Annotated in this window: 14 protein-coding genes; 1 reads left to right on the top strand and 13 read right to left on the bottom strand. The window is 43.9% G+C overall.

The window, feature by feature from the left end; all coding sequences use genetic code 11:
* The first annotated feature begins 64 nt into the window (after positions 1–64).
* Positions 65–313, top strand: a complete 249-nt coding sequence (locus tag CYL18_RS01355; RefSeq protein ID WP_104847668.1) for a DUF2627 domain-containing protein — start codon at positions 65–67, stop codon at positions 311–313.
* A 326-nt stretch (positions 314–639) separates the two neighbouring features.
* Here the strand turns inward: CYL18_RS01355 and CYL18_RS01350 are convergent, their stop codons facing one another.
* From CYL18_RS01350 to nusB, 13 genes are all read right to left on the bottom strand, one after another.
* A complete protein-coding gene (locus tag CYL18_RS01350; RefSeq protein WP_104847667.1) occupies positions 640–1,365 on the bottom strand; it encodes a glycerophosphodiester phosphodiesterase in 726 nt (241 codons plus the stop codon).
* Between the two features lie 154 nt (positions 1,366–1,519).
* Entirely contained in the window at positions 1,520–2,311 is a 792-nt protein-coding gene (gene spo0A / locus CYL18_RS01345) for a sporulation transcription factor Spo0A (protein ID WP_104847666.1), read from the bottom strand.
* A 263-nt stretch (positions 2,312–2,574) separates the two neighbouring features.
* Positions 2,575–3,861 carry a SpoIVB peptidase gene (spoIVB, locus tag CYL18_RS01340; protein WP_104847665.1) on the bottom strand — a complete coding sequence of 429 codons (1,287 nt, stop codon included), beginning with the start codon at positions 3,859–3,861 and terminating at the stop codon, positions 2,575–2,577.
* A 194-nt stretch (positions 3,862–4,055) separates the two neighbouring features.
* Positions 4,056–5,762 (bottom strand): DNA repair protein RecN, encoded by a 1,707-nt coding sequence (gene recN, locus CYL18_RS01335; RefSeq protein ID WP_104847664.1) that lies wholly within the window; start codon positions 5,760–5,762, stop codon positions 4,056–4,058.
* A gap of 16 nt (positions 5,763–5,778) precedes the next feature.
* Positions 5,779–6,228 carry a transcriptional regulator AhrC/ArgR gene (gene ahrC / locus CYL18_RS01330; protein ID WP_104847663.1) on the bottom strand — a complete coding sequence of 150 codons (450 nt, stop codon included), beginning with the start codon at positions 6,226–6,228 and terminating at the stop codon, positions 5,779–5,781.
* A 148-nt stretch (positions 6,229–6,376) separates the two neighbouring features.
* Complete coding sequence (locus CYL18_RS01325; protein ID WP_104847662.1) at positions 6,377–7,213, bottom strand: TlyA family RNA methyltransferase; 837 nt, start codon at positions 7,211–7,213, stop codon at positions 6,377–6,379.
* A 2-nt stretch (positions 7,214–7,215) separates the two neighbouring features.
* The gene (gene dxs / locus CYL18_RS01320; protein WP_104847661.1) at positions 7,216–9,111 is read right to left on the bottom strand and encodes a 1-deoxy-D-xylulose-5-phosphate synthase; all 1,896 of its coding nucleotides are present in this window, start codon (positions 9,109–9,111) and stop codon (positions 7,216–7,218) included.
* A 9-nt stretch (positions 9,112–9,120) separates the two neighbouring features.
* Complete coding sequence (locus CYL18_RS01315) at positions 9,121–9,732, bottom strand: CNNM metal transporter family protein (RefSeq protein ID WP_104847660.1); 612 nt, start codon at positions 9,730–9,732, stop codon at positions 9,121–9,123.
* 714 nt (positions 9,733–10,446) lie between these two features.
* Complete coding sequence (locus tag CYL18_RS01310; RefSeq protein ID WP_146102798.1) at positions 10,447–11,337, bottom strand: polyprenyl synthetase family protein; 891 nt, start codon at positions 11,335–11,337, stop codon at positions 10,447–10,449.
* Positions 11,338–11,339: 2 nt separating this feature from the next.
* Positions 11,340–11,573 carry an exodeoxyribonuclease VII small subunit gene (xseB, locus tag CYL18_RS01305; RefSeq protein WP_104847659.1) on the bottom strand — a complete coding sequence of 78 codons (234 nt, stop codon included), beginning with the start codon at positions 11,571–11,573 and terminating at the stop codon, positions 11,340–11,342.
* Positions 11,566–12,918, bottom strand: coding sequence for an exodeoxyribonuclease VII large subunit (xseA, locus tag CYL18_RS01300; RefSeq protein ID WP_104847658.1), 1,353 nt, complete (start codon positions 12,916–12,918; stop codon positions 11,566–11,568). Before xseA ends, xseB begins: the two co-directional genes overlap by 8 nt.
* 102 nt (positions 12,919–13,020) lie before the next feature.
* Positions 13,021–13,878 carry a bifunctional methylenetetrahydrofolate dehydrogenase/methenyltetrahydrofolate cyclohydrolase FolD gene (folD, locus tag CYL18_RS01295; protein ID WP_104847657.1) on the bottom strand — a complete coding sequence of 286 codons (858 nt, stop codon included), beginning with the start codon at positions 13,876–13,878 and terminating at the stop codon, positions 13,021–13,023.
* 44 nt (positions 13,879–13,922) lie between these two features.
* Positions 13,923–14,312 carry a transcription antitermination factor NusB gene (gene nusB / locus CYL18_RS01290; protein WP_104847656.1) on the bottom strand — a complete coding sequence of 130 codons (390 nt, stop codon included), beginning with the start codon at positions 14,310–14,312 and terminating at the stop codon, positions 13,923–13,925.
* Positions 14,313–14,442: the final 130 nt, after the last annotated feature.

The following is a 14,442-nucleotide window of genomic DNA, read 5'->3' as shown; positions in this document are numbered from 1 at the left end:
GAACTTATAAAATTTATAAAGATTGGAATTGTAAGATATTTTCTTGAGGTGAGGGTGAAATAAGATGCAACGTGCGATTGCATTTATCCTTTTATTGGTCCCGGGCCTTTGCACTGCCCTTGGGATCAAGTGGATGAGGGATATGCTTTTTGGAAAACTGAGCCCTCTATTGCCGGCTCTATGGATACAGTTTATAGTCGGGCTTCTTTTGTTTATTGGCGGCTTAGCCTTTATTGGCGGATTTATTCTATATAGGGATCGAAAGCGAAATAAAGTGCAGGAGCGCTTTAAGAGGCAGCCTGCACAAAAATAAAATGGTCTGGAGAAACAGCCTTACTCTGTTTCTCCAGGCTTTTTTTGTTCCGTTCTCCCTCAATGACGCTTTGGAATCATTTTTTTCAGAAAAAGAGAATAGCCCATATCTCCTATATTTCTTTGGATTTTTTTAATCATATAGACATGAAATGTCGGAATTGGTTTTACAGGCTATGTGTGTCGGTTTATCAGTTGTCGGCTTCAAAAGCTTCCGACGATATCCGGAAAGAAATCGACATAGAAGCCAAAGAGCAGAAATGCCTCCAAATAATTTGGTAAACTGACAACTCTCAAGAAATGGGCATCATGAAAAGATAGATGAATTTATTTTGATTCTTCTCTCAGGTTAGCAGCCAGATGAGGATCATCCGTGATAAAGGCTGCACACCCCACCTTGAACAGGCGCTTCATCTCTCCTTTTCGGTTCACCGTATATGGTCTAACCGCAATTCCGGCCTGCTGGCATTGTTCAATAATTTCATTCGGAGCCGCCCTGAATTTCGGATGGATGGATTTAGCTTTAATGGATTCCGCATAAACCCAAGGCATGTACAAGCCCTCAGAATAGAGTGGGGCGGTTTCAATGTCAGGAGCAAGCCTATGGCAATAAACAAGGCTATAATGATTAAAAGATGAAAGAATAACCCGTTCCTCCATACCATACTCCCTGATTAGCTCAATCACTAATTCCTCCATCCCCTCATAAGGATAGACAACATTCTTTAATTCAATATTTAAAAGAAGATCCGTTCCAACCAGCCATTCCATCACATCTCTTAATGTCGGGATGGAGGCAAAATCCACCGTCTTTGATTGATGGGCAGCGTTTAGTTGCTTAAGCTGCTCAAGCGTTAACTCGCGGACTGTTCCGGTACCGTCTGTCGTACGGTCAACCGTCGGGTCATGAATAACGACTAACTCTTTATCTCGGCTTAGCTGAACATCGAGTTCAATTCCGTCAGCGCCTGCTTTTTGTGCCTCCTTGAAGGAAATCATGGTATTTTCGGGGTAGACAGCCGCATATCCCCTATGTCCAAATATTAGCGTCACTCGGAAAAACCTCCGTTCTAAAAATTCTTTCTTCTCTAGCATACAATAAAAAGCACCATTATACCGCCTGATTCATAATTCGGCAGGTAATGGTGCTTCCATGATAATTGATAGCGTTTACAGCTACAGTTGATCCAAATTAAAACAAAAAGGTTTACGAGGCTTTATGCTCAAGGCGCAGCTTATCAGCGACCATTGCGATGAATTCACTGTTTGTCGGCTTGGCTTTTGTCATACTGACTGTATACCCGAACAAGGACGAAATAGAATCAATATTCCCCCTGCTCCAAGCAACTTCTATCGCATGGCGGATGGCCCGTTCCACTCGGCTTGCGGTCGTATTATATTTCTTGGCGATATCAGGATAAAGCACCTTCGTGATGGAACCCAATAGCTCAATATCGTTATAAACCATCGAAATTGCTTCCCTCAAGTAAAGATAGCCCTTTATATGTGCAGGCACGCCAATCTCATGGATAATACTTGTAATGCTTGCATCTAGGTTAACAGGCTTGGCCTCCACCGCCTGCCTTGGAGAATACGTATTAGACCGCGCAATGCCCGCCCCTTTTTCCCCTGATTGTCTAATATGGTTTACGAGGTTTTCCATATCAAATGGCTTTAGGATAAAATAAGAAGCACCTAGCTCAACCGCTTTTTTTGTGACATCTTCCTGTCCAAATGCAGTCAGCATGATGACATTTGGAATAGAGGTCCCTTTTTGGGAATCCTTGATTCTCTCCAAAACGGCCAGACCATCCAAATGCGGCATGATGATATCAAGGACTAATACGTCAGGACTTACTTGTTCGAGCATGCTCAGGCAATCCTGGCCATTATGAGCAACACCGATCACTTCCATATCCGGCTGTTCACTAATATACTCTTCCAATAAAGCAACAAGTTCACGATTATCATCAACGATACATACTTTTATTTTTTTCAACCAGATAGCCTCCTTAAAACTCGTTTTCCGTTTTTCCTATATTTTCTAGTATTTCTAATCTTTATTCTAACTGAGAAATTCGACATTGCAATATAAAAAATACTCAAAAACCAAAAAATGCTTAAAAATAATGCGAAAAACAAGTTTCTCTTTTGTTTACTCCTTATTTCGACCTTTTTCACAAGTAATTACAAACTTCCATCCAAATTTGTCGAATCAGGCAATGAAACGAGCTGATTCGACGAAAAAAAAGCAGGTTGAAATCAACCTGCTTTCGAGTCTTTTTGATAAATATCTATTCCTGCTTCATTCAGCATCCATTCAATATGGACACCGTACCCGCTTGTCGGGTCATTAACAAACACATGGGTAACAGCACCGACAACTTTCCCTTTTTGAATGATTGGACTTCCGCTCATTCCTTGGACGATTCCTCCGGTCTTGCTCAATAATTTCTTATCAGTCACCTTTAGAACCATGCCTTTTGTTGCAGGAAACTTTTGTGGGATAGTGCTGATTATTTCAATCGCAAACTTCTCGACCTTATTGCCTTCCACAACTGTATAAATCTCAGCTGGTCCCTCTTCGACTTCATTAGATAACGCAATCGGCAAAGGAGTATTTTTGATTCCATTCTCCATCTGCTTTGTAAGACGGCCGAAGATTCCAAACGGTGAATTGCGCGTGATGTTTCCAATAACTTCACGATCTGCTGCGAACCGGGCAAGCTTTTCTCCCGGATTGCCATTGCTTCCTTTTTCAATCGAGGTTACCGTTGATTTCACAACCTGCCCATCCTTAACAACAATTGGTTTTTTTGTATCCATGTCAGAAATGACATGACCCAAGGCACCGTATTTCCTTGTTTCAGGGTGGTAGAAAGTCATCGTCCCAATCCCTGCTGCTGAGTCTCGGATATAAAGACCGAGTTTATAGATATCCTCATTCTTATCCTTTAAAGGTTCAATCTTTCGTGTTATTTTTTCGTTATCGCGAAATATATCCACCACTAGCGGCTTACGGGAATCTCCATAGCCGTTAACAAACGGGGAGACATCCTGCATTTTGGTGATTTTCTGGCCATTAATAGCCATAATAATATCCCCTACCTTGATGCCTGCCGTTTCCCCAGGGGAGAAGGCGCCATCAGCTGTTGTTATTTGATGATGGCCCACGACGAGGACGCCAAGCGTGTTCAATTTGACGCCAATCGATTGGCCTCCAGGAATGACTTTAAAATCCTTCAAAACCTCGATGTTCATTTTTTTGACCGGTATGCCGGCAATATTCAAGACCACTTGTTCATGTCCATTTTTCGCTGCATGGATGCTAAGTTCCTTAGACTCTTTTGCAATGGTTATTCCGCTAGTGGCAGAGACCACTTCTGCCTCTAGCAGCTTACTATCTGTTAAGGATTTTTTCTGCCCTTCAAAAAGAGTTACGTTGGTGGGAATAGCAAGATAATCTTGCAATGGGTGGCTAAAGATAATCGCTAACAGTGAAACAAGGAGGATTATACCGGTTGTTTTCCTAAATGGTATTCTTTTCATCCATCCACGCTCCTCGTTTCTTGGCTACATCTTTAATTTTGCCGGGAGAGCCTTACTTTATAACCTGCCGAACAAATAAATAGCTGCCCATTTTGGATAGAAATAACATCACGAATGACAAAAAACTGATGAAGGGATTCATCAGTTTTTCGTGATTTGTTCCTATCTATTTAGTCTCTCCGTTTGGACCTTTTTTATACTATGACAGCTTTAATATGTTCAGCCTGTTCAAGCATCTCTCGCACATGCTCCTCTGTCAGTGAAGTTAATTCCTTGCCGGAGATCATACGGCCAATTTCCTCTACCCGCTCGGCTTTTTCTAGTGGTTTCACACTTGTTTTCGTTCTTCCTTCATTAATCTCCTTTGAGATGAACAAATGGATATCCGCCATAGCAGCGACCTGTGGCAAATGGCTGATGCAAAGAACCTGTGAACCGCTTGAGACGCGGTAGATTTTCTCGGCTATCGCTTGAGCAACTCTTCCGCTCACCCCAGTATCAACCTCATCAAAGATGATGGATGTGATGCCTTGATGCTTGGAGAAGATATTCTTTAGTGCCAGCATAATCCTTGAAAGCTCTCCGCCAGAAGCTGTCTTGGAGAGCGGCTTCAATGGTTCTCCAGGATTGGCTGAAATATAAAATTCTACCTTATCAAGACCGTCTTGACGAATCAACTCATCACTTGCATCGTTCGTTTCAATGAAACGGACATCAAAAACAGCCTTGTCCATATATAATTCCTTGAGTTCCTGGTGGATAGCCTCGGTCAAGGACAAGGCATACTTCTTCCTTATATCCGTCAATTCATCCCCAGCAAGAAGCACCTCTTTCTTAACCGCATCAAGCTGCTTCATCAGCTTCTCGATATGGCTTTCCCTATTCAGGATGGTGTCAATCTCTTCCTCAATCGCTGCACCGTATTCAAGAATCTTATCAATTGTTTTTCCATATTTGCGCTTAAGATGATTGATTTCATTCAAGCGCGCCTCTATATCATGGAGCCTCTCCGGTTCATACTCGAGCATATCCAGCTGGGAACGCACCGAACTCTTGGCATCTTCCAGCAAATAGAAGGCATTCTTGACGGTATCTGATAATTGCTGATATTCCTCATCAAGATTCTCTATTCGCTCGAGCTCTGTCATGGCATTTCCGATCCAATCAAGACCGGTGTTCTCGTTATTGAGCGATCCATAGGCATTGCTCAGACTTTGATGCACCTTCTCGAAATTGCTGAGCTTCTGTCTTTCTTCTAGCAATCGGTCTTCTTCATCAGGCTCAAGCTCCGCATTTTTAATCTCATTGTATTGGAATTGAATCAAGTCCAGCCGATGTGCCATCGTTTGTTCATTTTCGCTCAGTTTTTTGAGCGACTGGCTTGTTTCGAGGTATTGTTTATAATGATGTTTATATTCGGCTAGAGCTTCACTGATTTCAGGCCCTCCGTACTCATCAAGCAGCGGAAGGTGGAAATCTGGGTCCATCAATTCTTGGTGTTCATGCTGTCCGTGGATATCAATCAGCTTTCGGCCGATTTCCCTTAGAGTTGAAATGGTGACCATTTTTCCATTAATACGGCAAATACTTTTGCCGGTTATATACATGGCACGCTGAATGATGATAGCATTGTCCTCTGAATCAATCCCGAACTCCCGCGCTTTCAGGATGGCCGGATGTGAACTGTCTGTCAGTTGAAAAAAGCCTTCAATTTCCGCTTTTTCTTCTCCATGACGGATAAATTCAGCGGATCCACGTCCTCCCGCCAATAATTGAATAGCATCGATGATAATCGATTTGCCGGCGCCTGTCTCTCCTGTCAAGACTGTCAGCCCTTGATTAAGGGAGATAGTTTGCTTCTCTATGATGGCGAAATTACGAATGGATAACTCCAATAGCATATTTTCATCCCACTTTCTACAGCATATCTAAGAAACGTTCTGTAATAATTTCTGCCTGTTCCTTTTCGCGGCAAATAATCAAGCATGTATCATCCCCGCAGATAGTCCCGAGAATTTCTTCCCAGTCCAAATTATCGATGAGTGCACCAATGGCTTGCGCATTGCCCGGCAAGGTTTTCATGACCAAGAGATTATCGGCAGAATCAATGCGAACGAAGGCATCCATCAGCGACCGCTTTAATTTTTGGAGCGGATTAAAACGCTGGTCAGCAGGCAGGCTATATTTATAGCGGCCATCCTGCATCGGCACCTTAGCTAAATGCAGTTCCTTGATGTCCCTTGATACCGTTGCTTGGGTTACATTTACCCCTTCAGCACGCAAAATATCAACTAAATCATCTTGTGTCTCTATATTATTATTCGCAATAATATCACGGATTTTTATATGTCTTTGTCCTTTATTCATGGTTCCTGACACCCCTCATTACGTTGGTCTATGCCTCTGTCTTAATGTTAGCGGATTTTGTCGTAAATGTACATGCATTTTTATGCATGCATTGCATACAACAAATCCCCCGCGGCAATGGGCCGACGGGGGATTTACCATTTATAGGTTACACTTCTTCACTCTTCGCTTTTAGCGTCAGATGTGCTTCCTCCACCACTTTTGTTAAGTCTACTTCAGCGGAAGTCGCTGCTGCATCATGTTCATTCTTAGGCCAATAGAGATGGAACAGGAATTCAATATTTCCGTCACCGCCTGTGATAGGGCTAAAGGTCGCATCCTTTAGAATAAAGCCCTCGCTTACGGCAAAATCCCGCATATCCTCTACAACCTGCAAATGAACTTTTTTGTCACGAATGATTCCTTTTTTCCCTACTTGCTCTCGGCCTGCTTCAAACTGCGGTTTCACGAGGCAGACAACATCGCCTCCAGGTACCAGGATTTTCTTCAATGCCGGGAGAATGAGCCTGAGTGAGATGAACGAAACATCAATGGAAGCAAATTCGGGCATACCCTCCGTAAAATCCTCAGGGACAGAATGCCGGAAATTCGTTCTTTCCATAACAATGACGCGCTCATCATTGCGAAGCTTCCAGGCAAGCTGGTTATAACCGACATCTACTGCATAGGACTTCCGGGCGCCATTTTGGAGAGCGCAATCGGTGAATCCTCCGGTTGAGGAGCCTATATCAATCATCAATTTATCCTTTACGGACAAATCAAATTGAGATAGGGCCTTTTCAAGCTTATAGCCGCCCCTTGATACATACGGCATGACTTGTCCCTTGATGGTAAGAGGGGCATCTTGGGCAATCTTTTCACCCGGCTTATCCATCCGAAGTTCATTCGAATAAACCAAACCGGCCATGACAGCCCTCTTTGCCTTTTCTCTTGTTTCAGCAAGGCCTCTTTCTACTAATAAAACATCAATTCGTTCTTTTTTCATTTTTAATACGCCTTTTTCGTTACTTTATAGGTCATCTTCGTTAAATTTTCTATTGCCGCTTCCGTTGTCAAATGTATATCCGCTAGAAGCTTGCTCACGCTGCCGTGCTCAATAAATTCGTCAGGAATTCCCATCCGTTTAATATAGGTTTGGGTATACCCCTGCTCCTCTGCAAACTCTAATACGGCACTGCCAAAGCCACCTTGAAGCACAGCCTCCTCAATCGTTAAGATTGGAAGATTAGCTGACATAATTTCAGATAGCATAACCTCATCAAGCGGCTTGATGAAGCGTGCATTCACTACCCTGACCTGAATCCCCTTCTCAGCCATCGCTTCCGCCGCCTCAAGCGCCATCGGAATCGTTGTGCCAAATGTAAGGATAACGGCATCATTTCCTTCACGGATTACTTCCCATGTGCCGATTGGGATTGTTTTTAACTCATCGTCCATCTTGACGCCAAGGCCATTGCCTCTTGGGAAGCGCATCGCGATTGGCCCATCATCATATTGTATCGCCGTATTAACCATATGTTGCCCTTCATTCTCATCTTTAGGCATCATGAGCACTAAATTCGGCATTGAACGCAGGAAGGAAATATCAAACACCCCTTGATGCGTCTCACCGTCTGCACCGACAAGACCAGCACGATCAATACCGACAAAGACATTTAAATTCTGGCGGCAAATATCGTGAAGCATCTGATCATAGGCCCGTTGAAGGAAGGTAGAATAGATGGCAAGGAAAGGTTTCATTCCCTGGGTGGCAAGGCCCGCTGCAACGGTTGTGGCATGCTGTTCGGCTATACCAACATCAAACATTCTATCCGGGAATTCACTTGCAAAACCAAGCAGTTTAGAACCGACAGGCATTGCCGGAGTGATGGCAACAATGCGATCGTCCTCTCGTGCAAGACGTCTGACCGTTTCACTTACAAGTGCACTCCAGGCAGGCGGGGCATTCAATTCCTTGATGATATCCCCAGTTTCCATCTTATATGGACCTGTTCCATGCCATGTTCCTACAGCATCTGTTTCAGCCGGATCATAGCCCTTCCCTTTTTTCGTGATAACGTGAAGGAGCACTGGGCCCTTTGTCTTTTTGGCATATTTCAGGTTTTCAGACAATTCCTCAAAATTATGCCCATCAACAGGACCTAAGTACGTAAAGCCGAGCTCCTCGAAAAACATGCCGCTAACGACAAGATACTTCAGCGAATCCTTTACACGTTCAGCTGTTTGAGCGAGCTTGCCTCCAACTGCCGGGATTTTCTTAAGAAGCACTTCAAGCTCATCTTTCACATAATTATACTTTCCAGCCGTTCTCATTCGACCAAGGATAGAATGGAGAGCACCGACGTTCGGAGCAATGGACATTTCATTATCATTCAAGACGACAATCATATCCTTCTTCTCATGCCCAATATGATTGAGAGCTTCAAGCGCCATGCCGCCTGTAAGTGCGCCATCACCAATAATCGGAACGATATAGCTTTTCTCCTTTTTCAAGTCACGGGCAATCGCCATCCCCATCGCCGCTGACAAGGATGTAGAACTATGCCCTGTTTCCCACACATCATGCTTGCTTTCAATCATCTTCGGAAACCCGCATAACCCTTTATATTGGCGGAGTGTATCAAACTGGCAAGCACGCCCGGTCAATATTTTATGAACATAGGACTGGTGACCGACATCCCATAATAATTTATCCTTCGGGCTGTTAAACTCTTTATGCAAAGCAATAGTCAGCTCTACTACCCCGAGGTTTGGCCCTATATGTCCGCCTGTCTTTGACAGCTGCTCAATCAAAAAGGTTCTTATTTCCTCAGACAACGCTTCAAGCTGGGCGTTTGTCATCTTCTTTAAAAAAGATGGGTCTTTTATAGACAATAGATCCAACAGGATCACTCACTTTCGTTTCATATTCTTTTGAGCCGTTTTGCCCTTATTTTCTTTTATTATAACAATATGGAAATTTCGCTCAAGGAAGGATAGCATTTTACCGACTCCAAATATGATGTCTTTAGAGTTATGGATGGCAAATGTTTTTCCCATAGCTTTGCCCCCGACTGTTAGTGCTGCGATTATACTTGTTAACACAATCGAACTGATACTCTCATTCATAGAGGCTTCCCCCCATTGAAAACGAAGGGCCAGTTGCGTGATGACAAGTGCAGCTGCCGTTCCGCTGACGATACCTGATATATCACCGATAACATCATTGCAGAAGCTTGCGAATCGGTCTGCGTTCCGTATGATACGAATTGAATGCCTCGCCCCATTTATTCGCTTAGAGGCCATGGCATGGAATGGCGTTTCATCTGCCGCGGTCGCTGCAATTCCAATCATATCAAAGAATATGCCAATTAGTACAATAACAAGTACAATCGCAAGACCAACAGTGAAGCTGACCCCTTGTAAAGAGAGGGTCGAGGCAACGGTAAAAATAGCTGCTAATATAAATGTAATGAATGAAATCGTAATTGTCCATCTCGCTGTCTTCTTTAATGTTTCTCTCATGTAGAAATAAGACACATCCTATATGTAAAATAAAGCTTGCTAAGCGCAAGCTTTTGTCCTTTTCCTATAGCTTCGAGTGGCCATATACAGAGTTAATTTTACGGCTTAGGTCCAGTAGGATTTCCCAATCAGCTACCGAATGTCGCCATCTCGGCGGTTTCCCTTTAAAGCTAATTCAGCTTCGTCTCCGATAAGCTGGACTGGATTGCCACTTAGTCCGCACCTTAATCCTCTATATATGTCATGCGAACAGTCTAGGGGATTTCCCCGGCAGCCTTTAACCAATTCCTTAGCCTCTTTTGCAAAGCAGATTTCATGCATGACAGACCGGCAAATATATCAATGGCCAACTGATGTATGTGCCAAGTACGCAATCCCCTCATACTTCACTCAAGGCAGGCTACGCTGCAATCAGTTTCCCGGTATGCAGGTTTTTCAATATTCTCCTGAGACAGGAGAATAAAGCCTCCGCGGAATCAGGGTCAACGCCCACATGCCATTGTGGATCGCCCTAATTCCTTACTCCCTGGACCGACCCAAAGCTGGGCGCTCCGAGCCAATCCAACGAACTTCATCGATGTGCCCTCTAGTGAATTTTTAGCCTCACCCTCCAGAACGGTAGACCGACTAGAATACTGCACCACTCGAAATGTAAAATTAGTATAGCATAAAGGCTCATTATGCCGTAAGTGGATGTCAGTGGAAATACTGGGATTAATGGTCTCTTTTTGCGACCAAATCAAGCATTTCTGTTAAAATATCCTGCTGGATATCTGCCTGCATGAGTGCCTCATTGGCCAGTTTCACATGATGGTTCAGCTTCTCTTTTGCTCCTGAAAGGGATAGGAGGGCTGGATAGGTGCTTTTGTGATTCGTTTCATCACTTCCTACACGCTTGCCGATTTTACTTTCATTGCCCTCAATATCGAGAATGTCATCCTGGATTTGGAATGCGAGCCCTAAATGATAAGCATATTCCGTCAGATGCTTCCTCTCTTCCTCATTCGCGCCGGCTAATATAGCCCCAGCCAGAATACTGTAGGATAAGAGCTTCCCAGTCTTATGAACATGAATATATTCCAGTTCTGCTAAACGCAAGTCCTGCTGTTCGCCTTCGATGTCTGCGACCTGCCCGCCGACCATCCCTTCTGCACCTGCTGCCTTTGAAAGCTCGGCTACTAATTCAAGCGCTGTTACAGGACTCAATTGGTTATTCTCCATATTGGCAATGACCCCGAATGCGAGCGTCAGTAACCCGTCCCCTGCCAAAACTGCTTTCGCCTCTCCAAATACCTTATGATTGGTAGGCTTTCCTCTGCGCAAGTCATCGTCATCCATGCATGGCAGATCATCATGAATCAAAGAATACGTATGAATCATCTCAATCGCACATGCTGTATCAAGACCAATGAGCGGGTCTTTACCGTAAGCGCGCAATACTGCGAGGACTAGGAGCGGGCGAAGCCTTTTCCCGCCCGCCTCCAATGAATAGCTCATCGCGGCCTTCAGATTTGCAGGGGTATTTAATCCTGAAACAATGTCTTTCATTCTTTCTTCGATCTTCCGCTTATATTCTTGTGAAAAGGCTTCTAGTAGCATCGCCACCCCTATTCCTCCTCTGCAATCGAGAATGGTTTAAGGGCATCATCCTTCATGATTAGCGTAAGCTGTTCTTCTGCAGTCTTTAATTTATCATGACACCATTTAGATAATTCCATTCCTTCTTTATAAAGATTAATGGATTCCTCGAGCGGCACCTCGCCATCCTCTAAACGTCCAACAATACTTTCAAGCTTTTCCATCGCTTCCTCGAATGTTATATTTAATTGCTCCTTAGTCATTGATATCACTCTCCCTAATCTCATTAACGGTACAATCCAGCTTTCCGTCCTGGATGACAACGGTTAATCGGTCGCCAGCCTTAACAGAATCCCGTGATTTAACCAATTGGTCTTCCTCGTTATAGATAAGACCAAAACCTTTTTCCATGATTTTTAGCGGGCTCACAGCCTTTAAGAGGGACACATTATTCAAATAAACCTGCTGCTTATTTTTGATAATGGATGCTTGCGCCCTTGTCATCCGGCTTTGCATCTGCTTGATGTCAGCCGTTTTTTTCGAAATCGTACTGAGCGGATTATGGCGTTCCATCATCTTCGCAAGATGCGCAAGCTTATCTCCTTTCCGCTCAAAGTAGAGTGTGCTGTTGCGTGCAATCCGCTCTGTCACACGGTCAAGCTGCTCCATCTTTTGCTGGTAGAGCAAATGAGGATATTTGAACGCATAGGACTTCTCAATGGATACAAGCCGTTTTTTTTCATTATCAATGCGCTGTGTTGTATAGCGGCTAATTTTTGCTTCCATCATCTTGATTTTCTCTGCGATATCGCTCACCTTTGGCGCTGCCATTTCAGCAGCCCCAGTTGGCGTCGGTGCTCGTAAATCGGCAACAAAATCACTGATGGTCGTATCCGTTTCATGACCGACTGCGGAGATAATCGGAATCCTTGAGTTAAAGATAGCACGAGCGACAGGCTCCTCATTAAAGGCCCACAGCTCCTCAATTGATCCCCCGCCCCGTCCGACGATTAAAACATCAATAGGATGTTCATTGGCGGATTCGATTGCTTCGACAATCGATGGGGCTGCCTGCTTTCCTTGCACTAGTGCAGGAAAAATCAGTACCTCCCCGATTGGATAACGCCTCTTTAACGTGGTGATAATATCTCGTATCGCAGCTCCTGTTGGAGAAGTAATCACACCTATTTTGGCAGGAAAGGCCGGGATCGAACGCTTATGGCGAACATCGAAAAGGCCTTCCTGTTCAAGCTTTTTCTTCAATTGCTCATATGCAATGAACAATTCACCAATCCCATCAGGCATCATTTCTTTTATGTACATTTGGTAGCCGCCAGTCGGTTCGTATACACGGACCTCCCCGCGCAGCAGCACCTTCATGCCATTCTCGGGATCAAACGCAAGCCCTCTTGCCGATTGAGCGAACATGACGGCATTAATACGCGATTTCTCATCCTTCAAGGTCAGGTACATATGTCCGCTTGAATGCCTTTTGAAGTTTGATATTTCACCCTTTAAATAAATATTGTCTAGGTTAGGGTCTGCATCAAACTTGCGCTTAATATATTTTGTGAGGGCGGCCACAGTTAAATATTGATTTTTGTCCATTGGCATGGCCTCCTTGGCATTATAATTATCCATAAAAAAAAGCTGCCGCAAATCTCATTATAGCAATTTTCGGCAGCCCTGGGGTAACATTGAAATTAGTTGTTATGATTGCTTCATTGCCATCTTTGTTGCCTGAAGGGTATTATACATCAGCATCGCAATGGTCATCGGTCCTACACCGCCTGGTACAGGCGTAATATAAGAGGCCTTCGGTGCGACAGCATCATAATCGACATCCCCGCAAAGCTTGTTATGCTCATCACGGTTCATCCCGACATCAATGACAATCGCACCTTCCTTGATATCCTCTGCTTTAATCATCTTTGCGACACCGACAGCGGCAATCAAGATATCAGCTTGCGCCGTGTAGGCTCTTAAATCATTCGTTTTGGAATGGCAATACGTAACGGTCGCATCCTCATTTAAGAATAGCTGGCCTACAGGCTTTCCGACTATATTGCTTCGGCCAATAACGACGACATGCTTCCCTTTTATATCGATTCCAGTTCTTTGCACCATCTTCAATATGCCGGATGGCGTGCATGGCAAGAGAGCCTCTTGTTTCGTCATCATGCGGCCAACATTAATTGGATGGAACCCATCAACATCCTTGGCAGGGTCAATTGTCTCTATGACCCGATCCTCGTTGATGTGTTTTGGCAATGGCAGCTGAACCAATATGCCGTTGATTTTTGAATCGGCATTTAATTCGTGCAGCCGACCAAGCAATTCCTCTTCTGCGACATCAGCAGGCAGCTTAATTACCTCTGAATAGATTCCAAGCTGTTCACATGCCCGTTCCTTGTTCCTTACATATGTATGAGAAGCTTGGTCATCTCCAACTAATATAACCGCAAGCCCCGGGGTCACCCCTTCGCCCTTCAGTTCTAGAACCTCATTGGCGATTTCCTCTCTTATCGAGGCTGATATGGCTTTTCCGTCTAATATGTTTGCTGGCATGACTTTTGCTCCCCCTTTAACAAGCGCTCTATATTTTACACGCTTTATAGCGAATTCTTTATTTTAGATAAAACTGCGTTCACAAATTTTGGTGATTGGTCATCTCCAAATAACTTAGCCAATTCAATGGCTTCATTGATAGCGGCATTTTGCGGAACATCCTTGATGTATAAAAGCTCATAGGTTGTCAATCGCAGGATATTTCGGTCAATATTCGATAAACGGTCTAATTTCCAGTTTTCCAAATTGGACTCAATGGCTCTATCCACCTCTTCAGCATGGTCAGTTACCCCGTCCACCAATTCCATTAAATAAGCATCTGCTTCTTCAGATTCCTCGATTACATGCTCTAGTGCAGTTTCTTTTTCGACTTTTCCTACATCTATTTGAAAAAGAGCTTGAAGAGCTTTTTCTCTAGCCTCTCTGCGTTTCATGAATTATTATTACTCCTTTGTCTAAAAGTGCAAGACAGTCTGCATGCACTTCATTTCATATATGAAGATAATAACACATCATTTCGCTGAAAGGTAGTGCGCGGATATCTTTTTGGAAATTGCTGCATCG

The organism is Pradoshia eiseniae (assembly GCF_002946355.1).
In the GTDB taxonomy this organism is placed as follows: domain Bacteria; phylum Bacillota; class Bacilli; order Bacillales; family Pradoshiaceae; genus Pradoshia; species Pradoshia eiseniae.
The sequence above is the reverse complement of the archived record's forward strand: the minus strand, read 5'-3'. Positions and strand labels throughout refer to the sequence as shown.